The 24,767-nt window shown below is 32.3% G+C and carries 26 protein-coding genes and 1 riboswitch; of the genes, 5 read left to right on the top strand and 21 right to left on the bottom strand.

The window, feature by feature from the left end; translation table 11 throughout:
* The 5 genes from CD147_RS09040 to cmk form a co-directional block, all read right to left on the bottom strand.
* The coding region (locus tag CD147_RS09040) for an HU family DNA-binding protein (RefSeq protein ID WP_103167071.1) at positions 1-261 on the bottom strand (261 nt) is incomplete at its 3' end.
* A 168-nt stretch (positions 262-429) separates the two neighbouring features.
* Positions 430-1,428, bottom strand: a complete 999-nt coding sequence (locus tag CD147_RS09035; RefSeq protein WP_103167070.1) for an NAD(P)H-dependent glycerol-3-phosphate dehydrogenase — start codon at positions 1,426-1,428, stop codon at positions 430-432.
* Between the two features lie 15 nt (positions 1,429-1,443).
* On the bottom strand, positions 1,444-2,754 hold the full coding sequence (gene der / locus CD147_RS09030; RefSeq protein ID WP_103167069.1) for a ribosome biogenesis GTPase Der: 1,311 nt from the start codon (positions 2,752-2,754) through the stop codon (positions 1,444-1,446).
* A 338-nt stretch (positions 2,755-3,092) separates the two neighbouring features.
* Positions 3,093-4,271 carry a 30S ribosomal protein S1 gene (gene rpsA, locus CD147_RS09025; protein WP_103167068.1) on the bottom strand — a complete coding sequence of 393 codons (1,179 nt, stop codon included), beginning with the start codon at positions 4,269-4,271 and terminating at the stop codon, positions 3,093-3,095.
* A gap of 306 nt (positions 4,272-4,577) precedes the next feature.
* Positions 4,578-5,234, bottom strand: coding sequence for a (d)CMP kinase (gene cmk, locus CD147_RS09020; protein ID WP_103167067.1), 657 nt, complete (start codon positions 5,232-5,234; stop codon positions 4,578-4,580).
* Between the two features lie 77 nt (positions 5,235-5,311).
* On the opposite strand from cmk, the gene CD147_RS09015 reads away from it, so the two are divergent.
* Positions 5,312-6,286 (top strand): asparaginase, encoded by a 975-nt coding sequence (locus CD147_RS09015; protein WP_103167066.1) that lies wholly within the window; start codon positions 5,312-5,314, stop codon positions 6,284-6,286.
* Positions 6,287-6,388: 102 nt separating this feature from the next.
* On the opposite strand, the gene ypdA is transcribed toward CD147_RS09015, so the two are convergent.
* The 4 genes from ypdA to CD147_RS08995 form a co-directional block, all read right to left on the bottom strand.
* Positions 6,389-7,375 carry a bacillithiol disulfide reductase YpdA gene (gene ypdA / locus CD147_RS09010; RefSeq protein WP_103167065.1) on the bottom strand — a complete coding sequence of 329 codons (987 nt, stop codon included), beginning with the start codon at positions 7,373-7,375 and terminating at the stop codon, positions 6,389-6,391.
* Positions 7,376-7,578: 203 nt separating this feature from the next.
* Positions 7,579-9,138: an elastin-binding protein EbpS gene (gene ebpS, locus CD147_RS09005; RefSeq protein ID WP_420894070.1), complete on the bottom strand. Its 1,560-nt coding sequence runs from the start codon at positions 9,136-9,138 to the stop codon at positions 7,579-7,581.
* Between the two features lie 135 nt (positions 9,139-9,273).
* Positions 9,274-10,656 (bottom strand): RecQ family ATP-dependent DNA helicase, encoded by a 1,383-nt coding sequence (locus CD147_RS09000; protein ID WP_103167063.1) that lies wholly within the window; start codon positions 10,654-10,656, stop codon positions 9,274-9,276.
* Positions 10,649-11,602, bottom strand: coding sequence for a helix-turn-helix domain-containing protein (locus tag CD147_RS08995; RefSeq protein ID WP_103167062.1), 954 nt, complete (start codon positions 11,600-11,602; stop codon positions 10,649-10,651). The genes CD147_RS09000 and CD147_RS08995 overlap by 8 nt, the downstream gene beginning before the upstream one ends.
* A gap of 108 nt (positions 11,603-11,710) precedes the next feature.
* On the opposite strand from CD147_RS08995, the gene CD147_RS08990 reads away from it, so the two are divergent.
* A complete protein-coding gene (locus CD147_RS08990) occupies positions 11,711-11,959 on the top strand; it encodes a ferredoxin (protein WP_103167061.1) in 249 nt (82 codons plus the stop codon).
* 171 nt (positions 11,960-12,130) lie between these two features.
* Here CD147_RS08990 and CD147_RS08985 read toward each other — a convergent pair whose 3' ends face one another.
* The 6 genes from CD147_RS08985 to CD147_RS08960 form a co-directional block, all read right to left on the bottom strand.
* Positions 12,131-12,676, bottom strand: coding sequence for an ECF transporter S component (locus CD147_RS08985; protein ID WP_103167060.1), 546 nt, complete (start codon positions 12,674-12,676; stop codon positions 12,131-12,133).
* Positions 12,677-12,739: 63 nt separating this feature from the next.
* Positions 12,740-12,867, bottom strand: a riboswitch (FMN riboswitch).
* A gap of 135 nt (positions 12,868-13,002) precedes the next feature.
* Positions 13,003-14,766, bottom strand: a complete 1,764-nt coding sequence (locus tag CD147_RS08980) for an ATP-binding protein (RefSeq protein ID WP_103167059.1) — start codon at positions 14,764-14,766, stop codon at positions 13,003-13,005.
* Positions 14,747-15,472, bottom strand: coding sequence for a response regulator (locus CD147_RS08975; protein ID WP_103167058.1), 726 nt, complete (start codon positions 15,470-15,472; stop codon positions 14,747-14,749). The genes CD147_RS08980 and CD147_RS08975 overlap by 20 nt, the downstream gene beginning before the upstream one ends.
* A 140-nt stretch (positions 15,473-15,612) precedes the next feature.
* Entirely contained in the window at positions 15,613-16,350 is a 738-nt protein-coding gene (locus CD147_RS08970; RefSeq protein WP_103167057.1) for a pseudouridine synthase, read from the bottom strand.
* The gene (scpB, locus tag CD147_RS08965; RefSeq protein WP_103167056.1) at positions 16,347-16,886 is read right to left on the bottom strand and encodes an SMC-Scp complex subunit ScpB; all 540 of its coding nucleotides are present in this window, start codon (positions 16,884-16,886) and stop codon (positions 16,347-16,349) included. The genes CD147_RS08970 and scpB overlap by 4 nt, the downstream gene beginning before the upstream one ends.
* Positions 16,879-17,610: a segregation and condensation protein A gene (locus tag CD147_RS08960; RefSeq protein WP_103167055.1), complete on the bottom strand. Its 732-nt coding sequence runs from the start codon at positions 17,608-17,610 to the stop codon at positions 16,879-16,881. Before CD147_RS08960 ends, scpB begins: the two co-directional genes overlap by 8 nt.
* Before the next feature lie 94 nt (positions 17,611-17,704).
* Between CD147_RS08960 and CD147_RS08955 the strand changes: the two genes are divergently transcribed.
* Positions 17,705-18,223: a DUF309 domain-containing protein gene (locus CD147_RS08955; protein ID WP_103167054.1), complete on the top strand. Its 519-nt coding sequence runs from the start codon at positions 17,705-17,707 to the stop codon at positions 18,221-18,223.
* Between the two features lie 148 nt (positions 18,224-18,371).
* Here CD147_RS08955 and xerD read toward each other — a convergent pair whose 3' ends face one another.
* The 3 genes from xerD to CD147_RS08940 all read right to left on the bottom strand — a co-directional run bounded on the left by xerD (position 18,372) and on the right by CD147_RS08940 (position 20,463).
* On the bottom strand, positions 18,372-19,259 hold the full coding sequence (gene xerD, locus CD147_RS08950; RefSeq protein WP_103167053.1) for a site-specific tyrosine recombinase XerD: 888 nt from the start codon (positions 19,257-19,259) through the stop codon (positions 18,372-18,374).
* A gap of 107 nt (positions 19,260-19,366) precedes the next feature.
* Positions 19,367-19,816: a ferric iron uptake transcriptional regulator gene (fur, locus tag CD147_RS08945; RefSeq protein WP_103167052.1), complete on the bottom strand. Its 450-nt coding sequence runs from the start codon at positions 19,814-19,816 to the stop codon at positions 19,367-19,369.
* Positions 19,817-19,920: 104 nt separating this feature from the next.
* Positions 19,921-20,463: an NUDIX domain-containing protein gene (locus CD147_RS08940; protein WP_103167051.1), complete on the bottom strand. Its 543-nt coding sequence runs from the start codon at positions 20,461-20,463 to the stop codon at positions 19,921-19,923.
* 81 nt (positions 20,464-20,544) lie between these two features.
* On the opposite strand from CD147_RS08940, the gene CD147_RS08935 reads away from it, so the two are divergent.
* Positions 20,545-21,453, top strand: coding sequence for an aldo/keto reductase (locus tag CD147_RS08935; RefSeq protein WP_103167050.1), 909 nt, complete (start codon positions 20,545-20,547; stop codon positions 21,451-21,453).
* 82 nt (positions 21,454-21,535) lie between these two features.
* Here CD147_RS08935 and CD147_RS08930 read toward each other — a convergent pair whose 3' ends face one another.
* Both CD147_RS08930 and CD147_RS08925 read right to left on the bottom strand, forming a co-directional pair.
* A complete protein-coding gene (locus CD147_RS08930; RefSeq protein WP_103167049.1) occupies positions 21,536-21,778 on the bottom strand; it encodes a hypothetical protein in 243 nt (80 codons plus the stop codon).
* Between the two features lie 22 nt (positions 21,779-21,800).
* On the bottom strand, positions 21,801-22,556 hold the full coding sequence (locus CD147_RS08925) for an SDR family NAD(P)-dependent oxidoreductase (RefSeq protein ID WP_103167048.1): 756 nt from the start codon (positions 22,554-22,556) through the stop codon (positions 21,801-21,803).
* A gap of 176 nt (positions 22,557-22,732) precedes the next feature.
* Here CD147_RS08925 and proC point away from each other — a divergent pair, with 176 nt between their 5' ends.
* The gene (gene proC / locus CD147_RS08920) at positions 22,733-23,548 is read left to right on the top strand and encodes a pyrroline-5-carboxylate reductase (RefSeq protein WP_103167047.1); all 816 of its coding nucleotides are present in this window, start codon (positions 22,733-22,735) and stop codon (positions 23,546-23,548) included.
* Between the two features lie 54 nt (positions 23,549-23,602).
* On the opposite strand, the gene rnz is transcribed toward proC, so the two are convergent.
* Positions 23,603-24,523, bottom strand: coding sequence for a ribonuclease Z (rnz, locus tag CD147_RS08915; protein WP_103167046.1), 921 nt, complete (start codon positions 24,521-24,523; stop codon positions 23,603-23,605).
* Positions 24,524-24,767 lie beyond the last annotated feature (244 nt).

Raw genomic sequence — 24,767 nt, 5'->3', positions numbered from 1 at the left:
AGATGTGTATAAGAGACAGGCTTTAAATGCTGGAACTTTACTTGCAGGGATTTCGATTTCTTTACCTGTTTGAGGGTTACGTCCTTTACGTGCAGCACGTTCACGTACCTCAAAGTTTCCGAAACCAATTAATTGAACTTTTTCACCTTTTGAAAGTGAGTTTTGAATTGATTCGAAAACAGCATCTACAGCAGAACCAGCTTCTTTTTTAGTTAAGTCAGCTTGTTCAGCAACCGCATTAATTAAGTCAGTTTTATTCATTACGAGTTCACCTCCAGATGAATGATAATGATATCTTTATATCATTATGCTATGACTTTAACACAATGATTAACGTTACCGCAATAATTTATACGCTTAAAACACTGAAATATCAGTATTTATACATAAAACTTTTAAAAAATAGCTATTAAAGTGTAATATAACACATTATTCTGCTTTCTTATCGCGTCCCATTAAATCTCTTACGCTATCTTTAACAGGCTTATCTTCGAATAAAACTTTATATAACGCATTAGTGATTGGCATATCTACCTGTTGTTCTTTGGCTAAATGATAAACAGAATTAGTTGTATTAATTCCTTCAACGACCATATCCATTTCATTTAAAGCTTCTTCAGTAGTTTGACCTTTACCTAGTTTGTAACCTAAAGTGTAATTTCTAGAATGTGTAGAAGTACATGTTACTATTAAATCTCCGATACCTCCGAGACCTAAAAATGTCATAGGATCAGCGCCTAATTTTTCACCTAGTCTACTTATTTCAGCTAAACCTCTTGTCATTAATGCAGCTTTAGCGTTATCTCCATAACCAATTCCGGCAACGATACCACTAGCAACAGCAATAATATTTTTTAAAGCGCCACCTAATTCAACACCTACTAAATCATTATTTGTATATACACGTAAATAATCATTCATAAATAAATCTTGAATTAATTTACTGATATGTTCATCTTTAGAAGATGCCGCAACTGTAGTAGGTTGTTTAATCACTACTTCTTCAGCATGGCTTGGGCCAGATAATACACCTATACCACCGTTATGAGCTTCAGAAATTGAATCTTCAATCATTTCTGAAACACGTTTAAAGGTTTTGTTTTCAATACCTTTAGCTACATGGATAAAGGTTTTCTTAGAATCAATAAGTTGGTCAATTTGTTCAGTAACCTCTCTTATTGCTTTTGTTGGTAAGGCCATTAAATAAACATCGGAGAACTCTGTAGCTTCCTTTAGGTTACTTGTAGCTTTAATAGTGTGATTTAACTGTGCACTTTTTAAATACCGTTTATTTTGGTGATGGTCGTTAAGTTCTTTTACACTGTCATCATTTTTCCCCCACATTAAAACAGTGTGGCCATTCTCAGCTAGCACGTTCGCTAACGCAGTAGCAAAACTTCCCATACCAAATATTGTAATTTTAGTCATAGTTAAGTCTCCTTTTTAGTTTCTTCTTCTTGGAATGATATGAATCGGCGTACCTTCAAATCCAAAAGCGTGTCTAATTTGATTTTCAAGATAGCGTTTATAAGAGAAGTGCATTAATTCAACATCATTTACGAATACAACAAATGTAGGAGGTTCTATTGCTACTTGTGTAGTATAGAAGACATTTAAACGACGTCCTTTATCTGTTGGAGTAGGATTCATAGAAATCGCATCAGTTACTACTTCGTTTAAAGTAGAACTTTTCACGCGTTTTTTATGATTTTGACTCGCTTCGTTTATATAAGGGAATAGTGTACGAAGACGTGTTCTTGTTTTTGCCGAAACAAAAGCAATTTGTGCATAATCTAAAAATTGGAATTGATTTCGTACGTCATCCGCAAATTTTTTCATTGTATTACTATCTTTATCTACTGTATCCCATTTATTCACTACAATTACAATCGCTTTACCTTCTTCGTGAGCGTAACCAGCCACGCGTTTATCTTGTTCTATAATACCTTCTTCAGCATCAATAACTATTAATACGACGTTAGATCGTTCAATTGCTTTTAATGCACGTAGGACTGAGTACTTTTCCGTCGATTCATATACTTTCCCTTTTTTTCTCATACCAGCAGTATCGATTAACACATAATCTTGCCCGTCATAACTATATTCAGTATCAACAGCATCTCTAGTAGTTCCAGCAACGTTAGACACGATGACTCGTTCTTCACCTAAGATGGCATTAACTAAACTTGATTTCCCTACATTTGGTCGTCCAATTATAGATAATTGTATCGTATTTTCATCATAAGGATCTTCAGTTTCTTCTTTAAAATGTTGAACAACTGCGTCTAATAAATCTCCTAAACCTAGACCATGTGACCCAGATATTGGATATGGATCACCAAAGCCAAGTGAATAGAAATCAAATATATCACTCTTCATTTCAAGATTATCAACTTTATTAACAGCTAAGACAACAGGTTTTTTCGATTTATATAACATTTGAGCAACAATTTCATCGCTTTGAGTTAAGCCTTCACGTACATTAACCATAAAGATAATAACGTCTGCTTCATCAATAGCAATTTCTGCTTGTGCTCTAATTTGTGTTTGAAAAGGAGCATCTCCAATTTCTATTCCACCAGTATCAATGATGTTGAATTCATGTGTTAACCATTCACCTGATGAATATATACGGTCACGTGTTACACCAGGGGTATCTTCAACGATTGATACACGTTCACCTACTACTCTATTAAATATTGTAGATTTTCCTACATTAGGTCTGCCTACAATAGCTACAATAGGTTTAGTCATAAGCTAACTTCCTCTCTTTCTAAAATCTCTATAATTTTATCATATGCGTTTATGTTTTAAAACTAAGTATATAAGTATGACTTGAGCATCAACGATTGAATACAATATGTATAAAGAAAATAAAAGCAAGATAGAAATCAAATTTAACTAATATAGATTTCACTCTCCCGCCCGGTTACATCAACTAGAAGATGCTAAATCATTAATCGTTTGTGCGATAAGAAACCGATAAACGTTGCCCCAACCTCTTCTAACCAACATGAACCAAATAAATAAGCCTAGAACATTTCACTATAAATGCCCTAGGCTCTAATCTTAAAAGTTATAATTGCAATTAATTAAAATTTTAAGTTTTTAAATTTATCGCCAAATACGTCTCCTAAAGTAGGATTATCTTCGTTTGAATCATTATTTAGATAAGAACGAGTTGTCTCATCTGTACTTTCAATTAGGTCACCTTTAGGTAACGTAGCTTTGATAGATAATGAAATACGTTCATTTTCTTCATCAATTCCTAAAATTTTAACATTAACTTGTTGGCCTGGTTCTAATTTTTCGCCAGGAGTGCCAATGTGTTCGTGGGCAATTTCAGAAATATGAACTAACCCTTGTACACCAGGTGCAATTTCCACGAATGCACCAAAGTTAGCCAAACGCATAACTTTACCTTCGATAACATCGTCTTCATGGAAACGACCTTTAATACTTTCAAATGGTGTAGGAAGCGTATCTTTAATAGATAATGAAATACGTTCTGCATCTTTTTCAACTGATTTGATTTTTACATCTACTTCTTGTCCTACAGAAACTACGTTTTCTGGAGAATCAACATGTTCGTGAGAAAGTTCAGATACGTGTACTAAACCATCAACGCCACCGATATCTACGAAAGCACCGAAGTTTGTTAAACGTGCTACTCTACCTTTAATTACATCACCAACATTAAGTGATTCTAATAATGATGATTTCTTAACATCATTTTCAGCTTGTTCTACAGCTTTACGGCTTAAAATGACTCTGTTATTTTCTGGGTCTAATTCTTCAACTTTAATACGAATTGTTTGTCCATCGAATACAGAGAAATCTTCAATGAAATCAGTTGAAATTAGTGAAGCTGGTACGAAGCCTCGTTGGCCAACGTCTACAACTAAGCCACCTTTAACAACTTCAGTAACTTTGGCTTCAATTACTTCTTCATTATCAAGTTTTTCTTGTAAATATTCATATGATTTTTCAGTCTCAAGTTGACGTTTAGATAAAATGTAAGCACCTGAGTCATTTTCTTCATCGATTTCGATTTTAGTCACATATGCTTCAATTTCGTCGCCTTCTTTTACAACTTCACTAGGATTTTCAATGTGATGAGTTGAAAGTTGGCTAATAGGAATTATCCCATTAAATTTACCACCATTAATGTGAACTACGACTTGCTTATCTTCAACTTGTTGAACTTCGCCAGTGACTTTGTCACCTTCTTTAATGTCGTTAATCATTGATTCATTGAATTCTTCAGTCATCTTGTTTGCCTCCTTATACACTACATAATAATAACATCTTATAAACTGACGGAATTGTCAAGACATTCCCCTTTAGCTCCATAAGTTTTAATAAAAGCTATCTATCGCTTTATTCGTTCAATATTGAGTAATTAATACTCCAATTTATAGTTCCAATTTATATTTCAACTTGGGAATGCATATAAGATTTAAAAGTAACTATTTATTTCTAATGTTAATTATATCGAACAAAAATAGCTATTTAAAACAATTCGCACTTTAAATAAAATAAAATGCAAAATATTCTAAATAGCTTAAATTTAAGTTCTAAAGATTTTTGACTAATGCCATAATCTCTTTTGTAACCTCTTCTATTGTTTTACTAGTAGTGTCGATTGATATAGCGTCTTTAGCTTTTCTTAAAGGAGAAATTTCTCGATTCATATCGTATTGATCGCGATCTTCAATTTCTTTTTTTAATTGTGACAGTGTTGAAGGAATGCCTCTTTTTTCATTTTCTTTTTGACGTCGTTCAGCTCTTTCTTCTACTGAAGCAATCATATAGATTTTCAAATCAGCATCCGGAAGTACTACCGTACCTATGTCTCTACCGTCCATAACAATACCCTTTTTAGCGGCTAAGTCTTTTTGTTTTTCTACTGCAAATGTACGTACTGGTGCTTTTGACGCTACGTATGAAACGTTTTGAGTGACATCATTTTCACGCAAAAAGTCAGTTACATCTTCGTTATCTAAGATGATACGTTGACCCTTTGAACTATCGTAGGTTAATTCCAAAGTGGTTTGATCAACGAGTTCTTGAAAATCTTCTGGACGGTGATGCTGTAAATATTTATATGTCAATGCTCGATACATGGCCCCTGTATCTACATAAATCATTGATAGTTTACTAGCTACTTGTCGTGCTATAGTACTTTTCCCTGCAGCTGCAGGACCGTCCAAAGCTATATTAATTGAGTCCATAAAATTTATATCCTTCCTTGTTGTTTTATTTGTATTATTTTATCATAAATATGTAATTTAAAAATAGGAGGAATTTAATGAAGCGTCTTCTCGTTATACATACTGGTGGAACGATTAGTATGTCTCAAAACCAATTTAATCAAGTAGTAACAAATGAAGTTAATCCTATTTCGTTACATAAAGATGTTATTAGACAATATGCGGAAGTAGATGAAATCCATCCTTTTAATGTTCCTTCTCCTCATATTACACTACAACATGTTATTGAACTTAGGAATCTTATTAAGCAGTCGATTAGCACTGAGAAGTATTCTGGTTTTGTAATTACACATGGTACAGATACGCTAGAAGAAACTGCTTATTTATTAGATTTGTTATTAGACGTCGAAGCGCCAATTATCATTACAGGTGCTATGCGTTCTTCTAATGAAATTGGATCAGATGGTCTTTATAACTTTATATCTGCCGTACGTGTAGCTTCATCAAAACAAGCAAGCAATAATGGAGTAATGGTTGTGTTTAATGATGAAATACATACTGCAAGAAATGTGACTAAAACCCACACTTCAAATATCAATACATTTCAAAGTCCAAATCAAGGCCCCTTAGGTATTCTTACTAAAGATAAGGTGCAATTTTATAATCAACCCTATCACCAAAAATCATTTTCCAAAATAAGTAATGAGTTATATGTTCCATTGCTTAAAGCGTATGTAGGCATGCAAAGTGATGTTTTACATTTTTACGCTGAACAAGAAGTAGACGGTATAGTGATAGAGGCTTTAGGACAAGGTAATTTGCCACCTAGTTGTCTAGATGGGATTGAAGCATGTCTAAATAAAGATATACCTATTGTGCTCGTCTCAAGATCATTTAACGGTATCGTTAGTCCAGTTTATGCATATGAAGGCGGCGGTTACACGCTAGCAGAAAAAGGATTAATTTTTTCTAATGGTTTAAATGGCCCTAAAGCGCGCTTAAAATTATTAGTTGCTCTAAGCAATAATTTAGATACCGGTACATTAAAACAATATTTCGAAGAACAATTTTAAAAAAATAAAGCGAGAACAATTGAGGTTCAGACACCGTTTATCGGTTTCTTAGGGCACACAACATGAATGGCTCACTCTCAAGTATTCTCGCTTTTTTTATATTTAACTTTCTAATGGTGTTTGTTTTCTACTTAATATGCTTTGAGTAATGATGCCGCCGTGGCATTTCCCATTTTCAATGAAAATACTATTATTATCATTACCGGCAGCTATTACACCAGCGATATAGCAGTTTTCTACATTTGTTTCAAACGTTTCTTTATTATGGACTGGAGCAGTGCCAAATTCGTTAGTATTAATTTCTATACCAATTGATTTTAAGAAATCATAATCAGGATGGTAACCTATCATGGCAAATACATGATCATTTGGTATTTCAATTACTTTGCCATTTTTTTCATAAAAGACACTGTCTTCAGTGATTTCAGTTACATTAGCATTAAATTCCATTGTAATCTTCTCGTGATTTACTAATGATTCAAAATTAGGTAAAATCCAAGGTTTGATAGCCGCAGAATAACGGTCGCCTCTATATAAAACAGTAACATTAGCGCCTGCTTTTTCTAATTCTAGTGCAGCATCTACTGCAGAGTTTTTACCGCCGATCACTGTCACATTTTGGTTGAAGTATGGATGAGCTTCTTTAAAATAATGTTGTACTTTAGGTAATTCAGCCCCTTTAACCTCTAATGTATTATGTTGACCATAATAACCAGTTGCCACTGTTAAAAATTTACATTCATATACATCTTTTGTAGTTGTAATCGTAAATTTATTATCGATTTTTTTAACAGTTAACACTTCTTCAAAGGCATTCACATTTAAATTGTGATGCTTCACAACTTCTCTATAATAAACAAGTGCTTGGTTACGGTGTGGCTTACTTTCTTCCACTATAAAAGGAATATCCCCTATACTTAACTTGTCACTCGAAGAAAAGAAAGTTTGATGAGTTGGATATTTATAAATCGCATCCACAACATTCCCTTTTTCAATAACTAATGTTTTAATTCCTTTTTTCTTTTGTTCAATAGCAGCACTTAAACCACATGGGCCTCCGCCGATAATTATACTTTCTATGGTTTGCATGTCATTGGCCTCCTTTAATCACCCATATATTATAGCAGTTCATACTTTAATTCTAAATAGAAATAACTTTTGAATTTCTAATTGAAAATAAAATAGTGAAGTATTAAGGGAGAAATACATATTGAATAGAAAAAGCGAGACCTCGAAATCTAATTTAATCCATAGATTTCAATATCTCGCCTAGCTTAAAACTTAAATTATAATTATTGAGGAATTACTAATTTTTGACCATTAGTAATGTTATTGCTTGATAAACCATTAGCTTGTTTTAATTTATTAACGTTTTCAACAGTACCTTCACCGTAGTATTGAATAGCAATTCTATATAAGTTTTCATTGCCAGAAACTACGTGAGTTTGGCCACTTGATGAAGAGTTATTAGATTGGCTATTACTGTTATTACTTTGAGTATTGTTATTAGTAGCTTGTGAATTAGCATTATTATCGCTATTAGTTCCATTAGATGAATCATTAGAACTATTATCTGAATCAGTAGCATTACTATCCTCTGAAGAAGAACCAGAAGTTGTAGCTTTATCAGATGAATTAGTACTGTTGTCATCACTAGATTTATCTTTATCAGATGAATTGCTGTCGCTAGATGCTTTATCATTATCGCTATCATCTTTTGAAGATTTGTCGCTAGCTTTATCTTTATCACTATCGCTAGATGCTTTATCTTTGCTATCTTTATTATCAGTTTGTTCAGTTTTATTATCACTTTGTTTACTATCTTTATGGTCGTTGTTTAAATACATGCCTATGAAGATAGCTAATGCGGCTAAAATTAATAATAATGCTATAAGTGGTAATAAGATACCCATTAAGCCACGTTTCTTTTTACCATTATGTGCTTGGAATCCATCATTATCGTCATAACGATGGTTATGACGGTGATCATCACGATAATCGTCTTTATGGTTATCATGACGCTGATTGTTGTCGCGATGAGCTAAGTCATTATCATGAGAATGCTTATTCTTATGTTTAGCAGCGGCCGCGCCAGCAACTCCTGCACCAGCAACTGCGGCTTTTTTACCTTTATTTCCTTTTTTACGAGTATCATGTGAACGATTTACATCTTCATGATGGTCATCATTATCTACATGATGCTTATCTTCATAACGTTGATCAACATCATCTTTAGTATTGTGTCGAGACTCACGCGTATTATTGTCATCTAAACGATCATTTTTACGATGTTTACCTTTATTTTTAGCTGCATATGAAGCACCAGCTGCGCCAGTTGCACCCGCACCTCCAGCAATAGCAGCATCTTTACCATCCACTAAACGGTCATCGTTATCGCGTTTATTATGACGTTTAGAAACTTGGTCCCCTCTTTTAGATGCTTTAGTATCTTGATACTTTTCTTCCTCTAAATCACGAGTATCTTTTTTAGAAGGACGACGATGCTCATCATTTCGAACACTATATTCATTTAAGTTTGTTGCGTTTCTTTCATTTTGAGTATTATGTAGATCATCAAATGATTCCTCATCAAAACGGTCATCTAATGAACCTTCACTTGTATTTTCATTTGGTTGGTCATTAAATTTTTTATTACGATGAGTAGCTTGATTACGTCTTCTTTGACGTCTTTGTGAATTTCTAGGTGGGAATTGTTGATCAGATTGATTGTCGATATTATCAACATTGTCTTCTGAATGATTCGTCACTTGATCGACTTGATCATTAGAATCTATCGATTGACGATTCTTCTCGAAGTCATCTTTAAAGTTATTTTTGGACACGGTCAACATCCTTTCATATTGTTTATTTTAATAACACATACTTTATACCCTGATAAGTGTTAAATATGTATCATTTTTGATATTTCTTGTAAAACATTTAGTGATTTTATTATATCCTGTATAAAATATTTAAGTAAAGAAAAGCTATTCTACTTTAAACAAATTTTCCAGTTTTTCTGCAATAGTCAATTTACGTTTTACTTTTTTTCTATTGAATTTCGATACACTGCTTAAGTTTGAATCTATATCGCAGCAATTCTTCGGTTTATCTGGTATTTCACCGAAAAACTCTAAAAGATAGCTTCTTCTACACTGATCTAAAGTAGTATAACCTATCATGCTTTGATAATTTCTTTTTTTACGTTTTAGTGAATTAGCGAAAATAGTCTTAAGTTGTTGCGGAGTATAATTTAAAGTTAAGACATCTAGCATTTCTTGTTTACTAGGAGGTAGAAACGCGCCTAATTGATATGCGTCTATATCTTCTGTCATGAGTGCGTCATTAAACAATAAAGTTTCTAGAATATAACTATCATCAGGTTGATATAAACTAATTGCTTGGCTTGGTTGCCCATCTCTACCCGCCCTCCCTATTTCTTGTAGATAATTCGAAGGACTTGTTGCTAAGTGGTAATGAATGATTGTTCGAATATCTTTTTTATTCACTCCCATACCAAATGCATTGGTCGCCACAATAATAGGTATAAAATTATTGAAAAATTGGTATTGTACAGTATGACGCTCTTGATAAGATAAATCGCCATGATAAATACCGGTTAAATAACCATGTTGATATATAAGTTTTGCTAGTTCTAAACATAATTTTTTAGATGATACATAAATGATAGTAGGACCAGAATGCTCTATAAACTTGAGTAACCATGATATTTTTCCTTCGTCATTACTAAAGTTAATATGAGATAAGGATATATTATCACGATTCATAGTTGTCTTAATAATCTCCAATTTAGTAGACAAAATCATTTCTAAATCACTTGATAAGTACGGAGGCGCTGTTGCTGTAAGTGCCAAAATAGTAGCAGAATTAAAATGACGTGTAATTTGGCCAATTAGAGCATAATGAGGTCTGAAATCATATCCCCATTCTGATAAGCAGTGAGCTTCATCTAAAACTATTAACCCAAAAGATAAATGCTTTATCAATTTAAAATTGTTAGGCTGTAATATAAATTCGGGACTCAAATATATAAAGCGACTTTGATTTAACGAGTCAATATTTGCTTTCTTTTCATACTCATCCATGCCTGAGTGAATACATGAAATTAATTTCTCGCCTTGTGATTTTAGCTGTGTAACTTGATCATCCATTAAAGAAATTAAAGGTGAGATAATTAAAGTTGGCTGTTGCTTCATATAAGTTGGAAATTGATAACATAAACTTTTACCACTACCAGTCGGTAAAATACCGAGAGTATGTTGTTGGTTAAGTACATTTTGAATGATTTCTTTCTGTCCGGGATTAAATGAATCATAGCCAAACCATTCTTTTAGTTTGTCTTCAAGCATATATATCCCCTCTCTCAATACCTACAATTATTAATTTAATTTGAAAGTAAGATAGTTCATTAAACGCTTCTTTAAATACTTTTAATTTTTCACCTCTATGATCTAAATAAAATATTTCGAAATTTTTCACTGTATCTGAAGGAATATAATTTTGATAGTTTTGATGGTAACCTTTAATAAATAGTTCTAGAATATGATCTTCTATAGTATTGAGTTTTACATCTTGGGCGATTGCCATTTCCTCCATTGATAAGCCTTGAGTTAATTGTTGATATGATAGTGCTGTTTTATTTAATAGAGATGGCAAAATAATTAATTTAGATAATAAAGGAAATTCTTTTTTAGATTCGATAGCAAACATCATATCTACCAAGTTATTAAGTTCAAATACAAAAAGCTCCTTAATAGGCACATTTTCAATTAAACTAACCTGTTGTCTTGTGTACATTGATTCTTCATAGCCTTGAAGATAATAATGTAAGTAGCAATGATTCTTATTATTTTGATTGATGATTGTAAAAAGACGTTCAATTTCCTCTTGAAAATGTGTAAATAGATTGTTTTGTATAATTTCTATATAAAGTTGCTTTACTTTTTGTTGAATCATTATATGCTGTGATACGGGAGTAAAGTCTAAATGTTTATTCAAGTAATGCGAAATGGATTGAACTAATAATTGGATACTACTAAATGTGTTGATAAGACTATCATATGTATAGCGTGGATGAATCTTTACTTTTATATTTTCATTTGTCTTTTCTGTAATAAATCGCTCAAAAGACGGATATTTTAATTTAGGAAAACTATGATATAATGATAAAAGTTGTTGAGAACAAGCATCAAAAAACGTTTGATGTGTTTTTTTACCACTTAAAATATTATAGATACTTTTATCAGTTTTATAGTTAAATGCATGTGTTGATGCATATGAAATGATTGAATGCATGTGTGAATCCTCACTTTATGAAACTGTAAAATAATAAATTAAATAATCGAAGACTTAGTTAACATTTGTTATACTAGTGTAACATTTTTATCAAAGGAGGCGAAGAAATTGGCGAAGTATACAATCGTTGATATGGATACATGCATAGCATGTGGTGCGTGTGGTGCTGCAGCGCCGGACATTTATGATTATGACGACGAAGGTATTGCTTTCGTAATCCTTGATGATAATCAAGGTACTGCTGAAGTACCTGAAGAATTATATGAAGATATGGAAGATGCACTTGATGGTTGTCCAACAGATTCAATTAAGATTGAAGAAGAACCTTTTGATGGTGACGCATTAAAATTCGAATAAATCTATGATTGAATTGTACCATATATTTTATGAAATTGGGATATAGTCCAACAATATAGGCGTAGAGATGATTTGTTTATGAATCTTCTCTACGCCCTTTTTAGTAGTACAGCCATTTTAAATTTTTAGACTAGAAAAAGTTTATATGATTTTTTATCATACTTTTAATTTCTATTTGATAACTTTTCTTAACCGTTCATATAATAGTACAAATATAATCGAAATAACAATCCCTTTAATAATATTAAAGGGGATTATACCAGATAAAATAACTATTTTTAAATTACCAACTACATCTCCTAAATTAAAAATCATGCCATATAAAGGTAATAAAACAAAGTAATTAAGGATGCTAAGTACAATTGTCATAACAACTGTACCAACTATTAAACCAATAATTAACGAGCGATTAGTATTAGAACGTACACGTTTACTTACATAATATGCTGAAAGAAGAAAACTTATACCAGCTAAAAAGTTAGCCACAGGGCCCACTGGATCTCCCATATTAAATAAGAAATTAAGAATATTTTTTATAAGTGCTACTATTACACCGGCTATTGGCCCTAATATAAATGTAGCTAGCAATGTAGGTACATCGCTAAAATCAAGAGTTAAGTATGGTGGTAAAAATGGCAATGGAAATTTAATAAACGTTAGAATAAACGCTATTGCCCCCAACATACTTATAGTAATAAGACGTTTGTTTTGTTGCATATTAAATTTTTCTCCTTCCATTCATCTTACATAGAATTGGAGATAATTTGCGCAACAAAAAACCTCCATCTCCTCCCATCCAGACTATACTGTCGGCTTCAGATTTCCACTGAATCAGCCACTTCATAAGAAGTGGGTCGCAGGCTTAATTTACTGCCGGTTGGGACTTACACCCTACCCCGAAGATGAATTGTATAATTATTTATTTAAATCTTACATGAAGCATATGGATTGTGCAATACTGTTGCTCAATTAAAAGAAAACCGTTTAAATCAATTAATTAGGTAATTAAAAGTTTAAACGGTCTTATTTAAATTTAATAATGTTTAAGATGTTGTTTGTGGCTTAGGTAATTGTATAATAAATGTTGTTCCTTTATTAACCTCACTCCGAACAGTAATTGAACCTCCGTGTTCTTCGATTATCATTTTACAAATAAATAATCCTAATCCTGTCCCTTGTTTACCTCTTGTTCTAGAAGCTTCTACTTTGTAAAAACGATCAAATACAAGTTCTAAATGTTCTGGCGCTATACCACTTCCTGTATCACTAATATATAATATTTGATAATTCTCGGTTGAAGATGTAGTGATAGTAATCGAGTCTCCCAGTTTAGTATAGCGTGTGGCATTGTCAATTAAGTTAGTGAGAACTTGGTCAATACGATCGGCGTCATAATACCATAGCTCATTACTAACCTCTGGTAATAAATTCATATCCAGTTCCAAATCTAACGCTTGTTGACGATATTTTGTTTGTATTTTTGAAAGCAGTGTTTCAATCGGCTGCACTTCTTTATTTACCGTCAAGCCTTCAGCATCCATGCGCGCCACGTTTAATAACTCGTTTACCAATCGATTGAGTCGCTTAGTTTCATCAAGGACAATAGATAATGAATCTTTTATTTCTTCTGGTTCTGTGACAATACCATCAACAATTGATTCGGTATACCCTTGTAATAATGAAATTGGTGTACGTAATTCATGTGATACATTAGCGATGAAATCTTTTTTCATTTGATCAAGGTTATGTTCATTCGTCATATCTCTGATAATCACTACAATGCCACTACGTCCGTCTTGTTGAATTCGCTCAATATAACTCATTATAAAAACATAATACTTAGAATTAAATTCATATTCATTAAATTCTGTACCCTTAGATTTAAAGGTCTTTTCAATTTGTCTTTCGATACCTTGGTAAGTACTATTATCGATTGTAGGGATGATATCATCTGCCATTTTATTAGATAAAATGACCTCTCTATTATCATTTAGCCCTAGAACGCCTTCCACCATCGAATTAATTAAACTATCTCGAATATTTTTCTGTGTTGATATTGCTTCAATGTTTTCTTGTATTTCATGACTCATATGGTTAAATGTGTGAGAAAGTTCTCCAATTTCGTCTTTTGTAGAGACGGTCGTTTTTAGAGAATAATCTCCCTTTGAGACATTAATAGCTTGTGCTCTTAACTCTCTCAATGGTTTAGTTATACGGTTTGATAAAAAGAAAGCAAATATTGTTGAGATAGCTAAGAAAATAATTGCAGTAATTAAGATAATAATTGTTATCGCATTATTAGTATCCTCAATAGATTTTAAATCTTGGAAAATAAATACTGCACTATATTTAGAGTTAGCTTTATCTTGTGCTTGCATTGGGTAACCCAATAAAATATACGAATGTGAATTTCCGTTTTCTCTAATAGTTACATTCTGGGTTGCTGATTTACCTTGAGTAAATACTTGATTAAAGTGATTGTTATTATGTATTTCTTGAAGCATTTTATTTTTAGTCTCACTGTTTGAATGGTCAGCCTTAGTATCTTTGTTAGTCATTATAATAACGCCACCTGAACCATCAATCAGTTGTTGACTATGTTTAATAGCAAGAGATTTATTATCAGCTTTCTCGACGAGATGACTAATCCTGGACGCATCTTCTCGAATTGAATTTTCAGTTTGTTGCGTATAGTAATATTGAATAAAGGTGATTAAAGCAGCGCTTAATAAAATTAAAACTGTCGTTACTATAAATAAAATAGTTAACCACAGTTTTATAACGACACTATTTAGTCGGTTCTTCACTAGATTTTACCTCGAATTTGTAACCAACGCCCCACACCGTTTGAATCATATGGGCTGCATCAGCAGAAACACGATTTAGCTTTTCTCTTAAACGTTTAACGTGGGTATCCACGGTTCTTAAATCACCATAAAATTCATAATGCCATACTTCTTTAAGCAACTGTTCACGATCAAATACTTTATTTGGTGTTTTAGCTAAATAGATAAGTAGTTCATATTCTTTAGGTGTTAAGTTAACTTGTTGGTTATCCGCTAAGACACGGTGTGCATCATTATCAATAAGTAAGTGATTAAATTCAATTATGTCTCTTGCATGAGGCTCACTTTGTTCTGGTTGAGATGATTGAGTTCTACGCAATAAAGCTTTAACTCTAAGGACTACTTCTCTAGGTGAAAATGGTTTAACAATATAATCATCAGCACCAGATTCGAATCCTTCAACTCTATTCGTCTCCTCGCCCTTTGCAGTAAGCATAATAATTGGAGTATTCTTATGCTCACGCAATTTAGATGCCATTTCAATTCCATCCATTTCAGGAAGCATTAAATCTAAAAGAATGCACGCATAGTCATTTTCAATGGCAAGATCATAAGCTTCTTTACCGTCACTTGCTTCATGAATAGTAAACGATTCTCTTTCTAAGTATAGTTTTAATAATCTTCTAATTCTATCTTCATCGTCTACAATTAATATTTCTTTCGTCATTTTGCTTTTTACCTCCTACACATGCTCTTTACTCCATTTATTATAGCATATAGAACTAGTGAAAGCTTTATCTAAAGATATACTTTGTGAAAAAATTAGCAAGCATAATCACGAAAAATTAATTTCGGTTGTATAGCTAATTATTTACCGTTTTCTGCCATATGTCTTAAAACTTTGACTTCATGCGGAGTTAAAACACGACCTTCTCCAGCGTTTAACCCTTTAAGATCTAGGTTTCCTAACTCTATACGAGTTAATTTATCTACTTTATGGCCAAAGTGTTCAAACATACGTCTTACTTGTCTATTACGTCCTTCACTAATTGTGATTTCTACAAGCGTTGTGTTTCTTTCTTTATCTTGTTTTTTTACTTTAACTTGAGCGGGTTGTGTAAAGCCATCTTCTAATTCAACACCATTTTCCAATGCTTTAACTTCCTCACGCATTAGGTACCCTTGTAGTTTAGCGACGTATTTCTTTTGGATGTGGTATCTCGGATGCGTCATTAGATTTGTGAATTCGCCATCATTAGTAAGCAATAATAAACCAGATGTATCATAATCAAGGCGACCAACTGGATAAATTCTAGTTTCTAAGTCCTTAAAATAATCTGTAACTACTTTACGGCCTCGGTCATCTGAAACACTCGTAATAACTTGAGTAGGTTTGTAGAATAAAATATACATTTTATCTTCTTGTTCAATTTTAATACCTTCGACTTCTACATTATCTGAAGGTTTCACTTTTGTGCCTAATTCAGTTACTACTTCACCATTTACTTTAACTTTACCTTCTGTTATTAAAGCTTCTGCTTTTCTTCGTGATGTATAACCACTATTTGCAATTCGTTTTTGTAGTCTTTCTAATTCTTTACTCATTTTGAATCTCCTTTTTGATTTACAAGGTTACTGAAGAAATCTTCCATTTCTTCTTCATCTTCTTCAGTTGTAGGTAAATCTTCTATTTTTTCAATACCAAAAACATTTAAAAATAAATCAGTTGTTTGTAAAAGATGACTACGTGAACTTTCAACATCTTTAGCTTCAATCAGACCACGAGCAATTAAAGTACGTACCGCACCATCAGAATTAATACCTCTTATCAGTTCTATATCGCTTCTAGTTAAAGGCTGATTATAGGCAATAATGGATAATGTTTCCATCGCAGCTTGAGAAAGTTTCATATTTGCTTTTTGTTCAATTAATTGTTCTATATAGGAAGCGGCTTCTTTTTTTGAAGTTAAAATATAAGTAGAACCAAATTTTTGAATGGTAAGACCTGTAGAATAATAAGATGAAATCAAATTATCTAGTGCCACATTATCTATATCAAGAATTTCAATGAGTTGCTTCTCTTCAAGACCTTCGTCCCCAGCTGTATAAAGTAATGCTTCTATAATTCCCATATTATCCAATGTTAAAATTCACTCCTCTAATGATATTGATGTCATCAAAACTCTTTGATTGTTCTATGTTAATGAGCCCAGATTTAGACATCTCAAGTATAGCGAGAAAATGTGTTACTACTTGCTCTATCGGTTCGTGAAATGTAAACAAACTGAAGAAATTAAAGGATGACTGTTTTTGTAATTGAAGTGAAACCTTTTCAGTAGCTTGTTGAATGGTAAACGATTCTTTTGTAATTTCAACAGATTTAGGTGCGTTAATGGCTACTCTATTTCTTACTCTTTGATACGCTACAATTAATTCGGTTAAATCAATGGTTTGGTTTGCATCCCATGTCGCATCTTTTTCTAAATGCGATAAATCAGTGGGATGTTTAGTGAAGTATAATTCACGTTCTTTTTTCATATCGTTGAGTAATTCCGTATATTGCTTGTAATTTTGATATTCTATTAAACGTCCAACTAACTCTTCTCTTGGATCCTCAACAATTTCATCATCTATTTCTTGTTGTGGTAATAGCATTTTGCTTTTAATCATCAATAATTCAGAAGCCATGACTAAGTATTCACTTGCACCGTTAATTTCAAGTTGTTTCATTGCGTGAATATATTGCATATATTGTTCTGTTAGAGACTTCATGGGTATATCATAAATATCAATCTCATATTTCTGTATTAAGTGTAGTAACAAGTCTAATGGGCCGTTAAAGGCATCTAATTTTACTTCATACATAGTTATCGTCCTCATAAAAATTCTATAACGTGCATAATTTACTAGAGTATTATAGCATGAATATCATAAACATTTAAATTAAGGATGTTGTAGATTGGAACAAGCATTAATAAAATTCTATTATTATTTTCATAAGCATCAACATTATTTCTTATGCCATGATATTTTAGAAGAGGCTTGGAAGATGAATGCATCTTTTTCTAAAAAGGATGCTATTGTAAGTTTAATCCTCTTTTCAACTGCGATGTATCATTTTAGAAGACATAATTTTAAAGGTGCTTTGAAAAGTTTCCAAAAGGCATTGCTTACTTTTCAACAAGCATCAGATAAAGCAAATATAGGTCTGAAAGAAAAAGACTATATTAATTTAATAGAAAAACAAATTGATAATTTAACGAATCATCGACCATTCAACCCCGTATATCTACCGGTAACTGAATGTATGGAAAAGTTAATATCTAACGCTTATTTAGATTATGAATTCAACCCTTTACCAGTAAGAGAAGATTACATTGTGCATCATCATTTGTTAAGAGATAGAAGAGAAGTTGTAGAAGCTAGACAGCAAGCACTTCTTAATAAACGTAGAAAAAGAGACGAGACAGAAATCTAATATCACGTAAAGATTTCTGTCTCGTCTCTTCTAGTTACTTACAATAAAAGAAGCACTAATTAAACACGCCTATAACGTATTCGGTTAATGAGATTAACACCTTGATTATTTGTGCTCTAGGAACCGAGAAACGGCGTCTCAAACTCGGCTACGCTCTAGGATGAAATTGATTATACATTTGTCTAATTTGGGTTTTGGAAACGTGAGTATATAATTGTGTTGTGGATATATCTGAATGCCCCAACATTTCTTGAACTGCACGCAAATCGGCACCATTTTCAAGTAAATGAGTAGCAAATGAATGTCTTAATGTATGTGGTGTTAATTTTTTAGATATATTTGCTTGTAAACCATATTGTTTGATAATCTTCCAAATCCCTTGACGTGTTAAAGGTCGGCCGTGCATATTTAGAAATAAAACATTAGTGACGGTTTTTTTTAATAGTTGCGGTCGAATATTGTTAATATAAGTATCTAAGTATTCAATAACTGTGTCACCGAGAGGGATAATACGTTCTTTATTCCCCTTACCGAACACTTTTACAAACCCCATGATTAAATTTATATCTTCAATTTCTATTTGAATTAACTCAGAAACGCGCATCCCAGTTGCATATAATAATTCAAGAATTGTGCGATCTCGATATCCATTATTCTTATTTAAATTTGGAGTTTCTAAAAGTTCAAGGACTTCGTCAACTTCTAGTACATCTGGGAGTTTCTTTTCATACTTCGGTGTTTCAATAAGCACAGTTGGATCTTTGGCTGCATACTTTTCACGTAATGCAAATTGATGAAAACTGCGTATTGTAGAAATAAAACGGGCAATTGATTTTGAGGAAGCACCTTCATCGATTAAGTGGCCTAGACATTCTTGGATTATTTGACGGTCGATAAAGTCTATATGTGCAATTTTATGTACTGACATATATGTTTTATATTTATTTAAATCCCGACGATAAGCGCCAATCGTGTTCTCACTTAATCCTTTTTCAATTTGAATAAATTTTAAATATTCTTCGATAATTGTATCCATAACAACACCTCTATTTTTCAGAAAAGGATTAGGAAAAGATTCATGTCTAACTTTTTAAGTATCAGTCTTTCCATGAACCTTTATCATTCTGCCACGTCCATCATTTTTTATTGATTTTTTTTAGCTTGGCATTCGGCACATATGCCATGAAATGTTAATCTGTGGTCTAAAATTTTAAAATTATATTCAGATTCCACACGTTCTTCTACTTGAGGTAATAAATCTTCATGAATTTCATCTACTTTACCACATTCCATGCATACTAAATGATGATGAAAGTGTTTACTGCCCTCTTTTCTAAGATCAAAACGAGCCACACCATCACCGAAGTTGATTTTATCAACTACTTTTAATTCGGCGAGTAATTCTAATGTTCTATATACAGTGGCTAAACCTATTTCGGGCGCTTTATCCTTTACCTTTAAGTAGACGTCTTCTGCACTAAGATGATCCTTTTCATTTTCAAGTAAGACACGTACTGTTGCTTCACGTTGAGGTGTTAATTTATATGAAGATTGTTGTAATTGTTGTTTTACTCTATTTAATCGTTCTTCCATGGGAGCGACACTCCTCTATTAATAATTATAATCATTTTAATTTGAAAATATTTCAATTACTAAATTACCAATATTTTCGCTAAAAAGCAAGTTGTAAGCTATTCTTATTTAGAATGATTATAATTTAATAATATATGTTGTAATCCGATGATGGTTTTAGCATCTTCAACTTCATTACTATCTAGCAAAGCTTTAATATCTTTAACAGGAACTTTATGCAATTCAACAAATTCATCGTCATCAAGGTTTAGGGTGCCTTCGCTTAATTGATCTGTAAAATAAATAGTTAATTTTTCATTTGAAAAACCTGGAGACCCATACATATTTGTAATTAATTCTAAATCTTTTGCAATATAGCCTGTTTCTTCTTCTAGTTCACGTTTCGCTGCTTCTTCTCTTTCTTCATCTTCTTCCAATTTACCAGCTGGTAGTTCGAGTAATGGTTTCTCTACAGGTTTACGATACTGTTTAACTAAAAGTACTTCATTCTCAGGTGTAATTGCACAAACTGCAACAGCGCCATTATGATAAACTAATTCACGTTTAGAAGTGTTACCATCAGGTAATTCTACATCATGTATTTCTAAATCGATGATTTTACCATTATAAATTACCGTTCTATCAAAAGTCTTTTCATTAAATTCCATTTAATTCACGTCCCTTTTAATTCGTTATATTAATTGATAAGATAAATGCGTTACCTAAAGTGTATCGAAAGGAGATTGGACATGCAAAAAAATATTTTAAAGAGTGGCATCGAAATTTCAGAACTAGGTTTAGGTTGTATGAGTTTAGGAACTAATTATAAAGAGGCTGAACCAATTATTGAAAGTGCAATTGAAAATGATATTACTTATTTTGATACTGCAGATATATATGATAGAGGAATAAATGAAGAAATTGTTGGTAAAGTACTAAAAAAATATCAAAATAGAGATGATATCGTCATCGGTACTAAAGTTGGAAATCGTCCGACAAATGATGGTGGTACTACATGGGATCCTTCAAAAAAATATATTAAAGAAAGCGTTAAGGGCTCATTAAAACGCCTTGGGTTAGACCATTTAGATTTATACCAACTACATGGTGGCACAATCGATGATCCGTTAGATGAAACGATTAGTGCATTTAATGAATTAAAACAAGAAGGTATTATTAAAGCATATGGCATCTCATCAATTCGCCCTACCGTCATCGATTATTATTTAAAACATAGTGAAATTGAAACGATTATGTCTCAATTTAATCTCATCGATAATCGACCTGAAAAGCTATTAAATGATATCCATGCTCATAGCGTTAAAGTTTTAGCACGTGGTCCAGTATTTAAAGGATTACTAACTTCTAATAGTATCAAGGCGTTAGACAATAAATTTAATGAAGGTATCTTTGATTATAATCATCATGATTTAGGTGAAACAATCGCTTCTATTAAAGAAATTGAAAGTAACTTAAGCGCTCTTTCATTTGAATATTTAAAATCTCATGACGCACTCGGCTCAATTATTGTAGGTGCTAGTTCTCCTGAACAATTAGAAGAAAATGTTAGAAATTATCACAAAAAAGTAAGTTTAGATCAAGTTAAAGCTGCACGTGAAAGAGTTAAAAATCTCGAATACACACAACATTTAAAGTAAAACTTAGCAATAATTATAATAGTCCAGGGTGCTCGTGTCTTCCCTGGCTATTTTACATTCTTTGAAATAGTTTAAATTCTTTTTAATATAACTTTTTATATAGGTAATTACCCCCTAGTGATGTACTATCTAAAGCGATGTTCATAATTTCTCCCCTGAGTATCAATTCGTGGAATTTAAATGTAATAAATTCTTGTTCAGAAACATCTAATAAATCGTAACTTTCGTGTCCTAATAAATCTCTAAATGTAAACGTACTATGAAGTTTTATAGTAGGAATATTTTCAACTGCCTGTTTAACATGATGATTGACGCAACATAACATGTTAACCCCCTCCAATTAGATACTAACTTTTATTTTTAAACACTGGCGTTAGCCATTGTTCAAATGTTCTTGGTGCTAAATGATATAATTTTAGTAATTGATGCATCCATTTAGGTTTATTAATTTCTTTCTTTTGCTTAATTATGCCTTCTACAACTTCAATTGCTAATTGCTTAGGGTCTAGCATAAGTGCTTCATACTTCTGAGCATATGCTAGCGTAGGGTCAGCCTTTTCATGAAATGGAGTTTGAATCGGCCCAGTATTTACCGATAGCACATGATAGTTAGGTTCCTCAATTCTTAAAGCATTAAGCACAGCGTTTAAAGCGGCTTTGGAAGCACCATAATGAGCAGCATGTGCCTGTGTTACAAAGGCTGCTTGACTAGCAATCCCTACAATTGAAACATTTGTAGTGAAATGTGTACGTAAGACGTTCAAAATAAGATTAAAACTAATCACATTCACGTCGTAAGTCTCAATCATTTCTTTAGGGGAATGTTGCTTAATAGATTTAAAATAGCCTAAGCCAGAACTATAGATTAAGCCATGTATTGGTTTATTGATATTTGAAGCTAGCTTAAAAATTTCCACCCTATCTTGTAAGTCGCATTGAACCATAGAGACTTTATCGCAATGAGTTTTAAAATCAATTAGGCTAAATTTTTGAGGATTTCGAGCAATAATCGTCACGTAAGCGCCACGTTTAAGAAGTTGTCTAACTATCTCTAATCCTAAACCACTCGTACCTCCAGTTACCACGTAATGGTTCCCAATCATGATGTTTTCTCCTCCTTAAAGATTCATATTTATACTAACGTATTCATACTATTTGATAAAGAAAATAATCAATAATATTGTAAGACATAACTTAGCAAGGAGCTACCAAATCGCCAAGATAATTGTATAATATGTTACTATGGTTTTATAACAATAGAGTGAGGATGATGTAATTAATGAAATTAGTATTCTATGGCGCAGGCAATATGGCGCAAGCAATTTTCAAGGGAATTATTAACTCTAAAAAATTAAATTCAGATGATATCTATCTTACAAACAAATCTAATGAAGAAAGCTTAAAGAAATTTGCGGAAGAATTAGGTGTAGAATATAGTTATGATGACGAAACCTTATTAAAAGATGCAGATTATGTATTCTTAGGAACTAAACCATATGATTTCGAAACAGTAGCAAAGCGAATCCGTCCTTACATTACTGATGAAAATCGTTTCATATCAATTATGGCAGGTTTACCCATTAATTATATTCATGATCAACTACAAGTTACAAATCCAATTGCTCGAATCATGCCTAATACCAATGCTCAAGTTGGTCATTCTGTTACAGGGATTAGCTTCTCAGGAAATTTCGGACCTAAATCTAAAGATGAAGTAATTGATTTAGTAAACGCATTCGGTTCCATCATTGAAGTAGATGAAGATCATTTACATCAAGTTACTGCAATTACAGGAAGTGGCCCAGCCTTCTTATATCACGTATTTGAACAATATGTTAAAGCTGGTACAGAGTTAGGCTTGGAAAAAGGACAAGTTGAAGAGTCTATTAAAAATTTAATTATTGGAACAAGTAAAATGATTGAACGTTCTGATTTAAGCATGGGACAATTGCGGAGAAATATTACATCTAAAGGTGGTACAACACAAGCAGGTTTAAACGCTTTAGATCAACATGATATTAAAGGCATCTTTGAAGATTGTCTAAACGCAGCAGTAAGCCGTAGTATTGAATTATCTAAAAATGAAGATAACTAATATACTAAAAGCCCCTAGAATCTTTATTTTTCTAGGGGCTTTTAGCATGAGATATTAAATTTTAAACGTATCAAAATCTTTCACGAACTCAAAATTTGGTGTTTGATCTTTTGATTGTAAGTCATCTTTTATTGAGTCAATGACATCATGATTGTAACGGTTACTCAAATGAGTAATTAAACTACGTTTTACATTAGCTCGTTCTATTAAATCAAAAACATCTTCGATATGGCTATGATGGTAGTTGTTTGCTAATGTTTTATCGCCCTCTATATAAGTTGCTTCATGTACCATAACGTCAGCATTTTTAGCTACATAAAATTCATTTTTACAAGGTTTAGTGTCACCAAAGATTGACACGATTGGTCCAGGTTTAGCGGGTCCTTTAAAATCATCTGAATTAAATATTTGCCCTTCATGTTCAAATGTCTCATAAACTTTAACTTCTTGATATTTAGGGCCAGGTTCTAAACCTATAGCTTTAAGCGCATTTACGTCGATTGTCCCTGGAGTTGTTGGTGATTCAATACGGTAACCGTAAGATGGAATGCCATGATTTAATAATTTAGCAGAAACTGTAAAACCATCATGATGATATGTAAAGTTATTATCTATTTCAATATATGTAATAGGATAATTTAAATGGGATTCCGATAATTTTAAAGTTGTTTCAATAAAATTTTGTAATCCCTTTGGACCGATAATCGTTAATGGCTTATCTTCCCCACCTTGGAATGAACGACTTGTTAATAAGCCGGGTAAACCAAAGATATGGTCGCCATGCATATGCGTGATAAATATATGATTCACTTTGCCAAGTTTAATCGAATGATGCAAAATTTGATGTTGTGTACCTTCCCCAACATCAAATAGCCAAATTGAATTCGAATAAGGTTCTAGATTTAAAGCGATGGCTTGAGTATTTCTTTCTTTAGTTGGTAAACCAGCGCTGGTACCAAAAAATGTCGCTTCCATGCATATGCCTCCCTTTTTCTTCAATATATTTTATCACATCTCCCATTGATTGTTATAATAAGAAATGAAATTGACTAACTAGAAATGATTTAATGTATAATGATATTAATAAATTATTAAATTGCTTGTCTTTCATTTCATTTATAGATCCTGAAAAATATATATATATATTTTAGGCAAAATTGTATGAAGCGGTGTCAATTTATCTTATAATAAATTAATCATAGCAATTAAAGAATGGAGG

Source organism: Staphylococcus devriesei, from assembly GCF_002902625.1.
Lineage (GTDB): Bacteria > Bacillota > Bacilli > Staphylococcales > Staphylococcaceae > Staphylococcus > Staphylococcus devriesei.
This window is presented reverse-complemented; position numbering and strand designations above follow the sequence as displayed.

What these genes read in the sequence shown, in the direction of transcription:
- CD147_RS09035 (WP_103167070.1), bottom strand. Translation starts at nt 1,428, where the DNA reads ATGACTAAAATTACAATATTTGGTATGGGAAGTTTTGCTACTGCGTTA.
- der (WP_103167069.1), bottom strand. Translation starts at nt 2,754, where the DNA reads ATGACTAAACCTATTGTAGCTATTGTAGGCAGACCTAATGTAGGAAAA.
- rpsA (WP_103167068.1), bottom strand. Translation starts at nt 4,271, where the DNA reads ATGACTGAAGAATTCAATGAATCAATGATTAACGACATTAAAGAAGGT.
- cmk (WP_103167067.1), bottom strand. Translation starts at nt 5,234, where the DNA reads ATGGACTCAATTAATATAGCTTTGGACGGTCCTGCAGCTGCAGGGAAA.
- CD147_RS09015 (WP_103167066.1), top strand. Translation starts at nt 5,312, where the DNA reads ATGAAGCGTCTTCTCGTTATACATACTGGTGGAACGATTAGTATGTCT.
- ypdA (WP_103167065.1), bottom strand. Translation starts at nt 7,375, where the DNA reads ATGCAAACCATAGAAAGTATAATTATCGGCGGAGGCCCATGTGGTTTA.
- ebpS (WP_420894070.1), bottom strand. Translation starts at nt 9,138, where the DNA reads ATGTTGACCGTGTCCAAAAATAACTTTAAAGATGACTTCGAGAAGAAT.
- CD147_RS09000 (WP_103167063.1), bottom strand. Translation starts at nt 10,656, where the DNA reads ATGCTTGAAGACAAACTAAAAGAATGGTTTGGCTATGATTCATTTAAT.
- CD147_RS08995 (WP_103167062.1), bottom strand. Translation starts at nt 11,602, where the DNA reads ATGCATTCAATCATTTCATATGCATCAACACATGCATTTAACTATAAA.
- CD147_RS08985 (WP_103167060.1), bottom strand. Translation starts at nt 12,676, where the DNA reads ATGCAACAAAACAAACGTCTTATTACTATAAGTATGTTGGGGGCAATA.
- CD147_RS08975 (WP_103167058.1), bottom strand. Translation starts at nt 15,472, where the DNA reads ATGACGAAAGAAATATTAATTGTAGACGATGAAGATAGAATTAGAAGA.
- CD147_RS08970 (WP_103167057.1), bottom strand. Translation starts at nt 16,350, where the DNA reads ATGAGTAAAGAATTAGAAAGACTACAAAAACGAATTGCAAATAGTGGT.
- CD147_RS08960 (WP_103167055.1), bottom strand. Translation starts at nt 17,610, where the DNA reads ATGTATGAAGTAAAATTAGATGCCTTTAACGGCCCATTAGACTTGTTA.
- xerD (WP_103167053.1), bottom strand. Translation starts at nt 19,259, where the DNA reads ATGGATACAATTATCGAAGAATATTTAAAATTTATTCAAATTGAAAAA.
- fur (WP_103167052.1), bottom strand. Translation starts at nt 19,816, where the DNA reads ATGGAAGAACGATTAAATAGAGTAAAACAACAATTACAACAATCTTCA.
- CD147_RS08940 (WP_103167051.1), bottom strand. Translation starts at nt 20,463, where the DNA reads ATGGAATTTAATGAAAAGACTTTTGATAGAACGGTAATTTATAATGGT.
- CD147_RS08935 (WP_103167050.1), top strand. Translation starts at nt 20,545, where the DNA reads ATGCAAAAAAATATTTTAAAGAGTGGCATCGAAATTTCAGAACTAGGT.
- CD147_RS08930 (WP_103167049.1), bottom strand. Translation starts at nt 21,778, where the DNA reads ATGTTATGTTGCGTCAATCATCATGTTAAACAGGCAGTTGAAAATATT.
- CD147_RS08925 (WP_103167048.1), bottom strand. Translation starts at nt 22,556, where the DNA reads ATGATTGGGAACCATTACGTGGTAACTGGAGGTACGAGTGGTTTAGGA.
- proC (WP_103167047.1), top strand. Translation starts at nt 22,733, where the DNA reads ATGAAATTAGTATTCTATGGCGCAGGCAATATGGCGCAAGCAATTTTC.
- rnz (WP_103167046.1), bottom strand. Translation starts at nt 24,523, where the DNA reads ATGGAAGCGACATTTTTTGGTACCAGCGCTGGTTTACCAACTAAAGAA.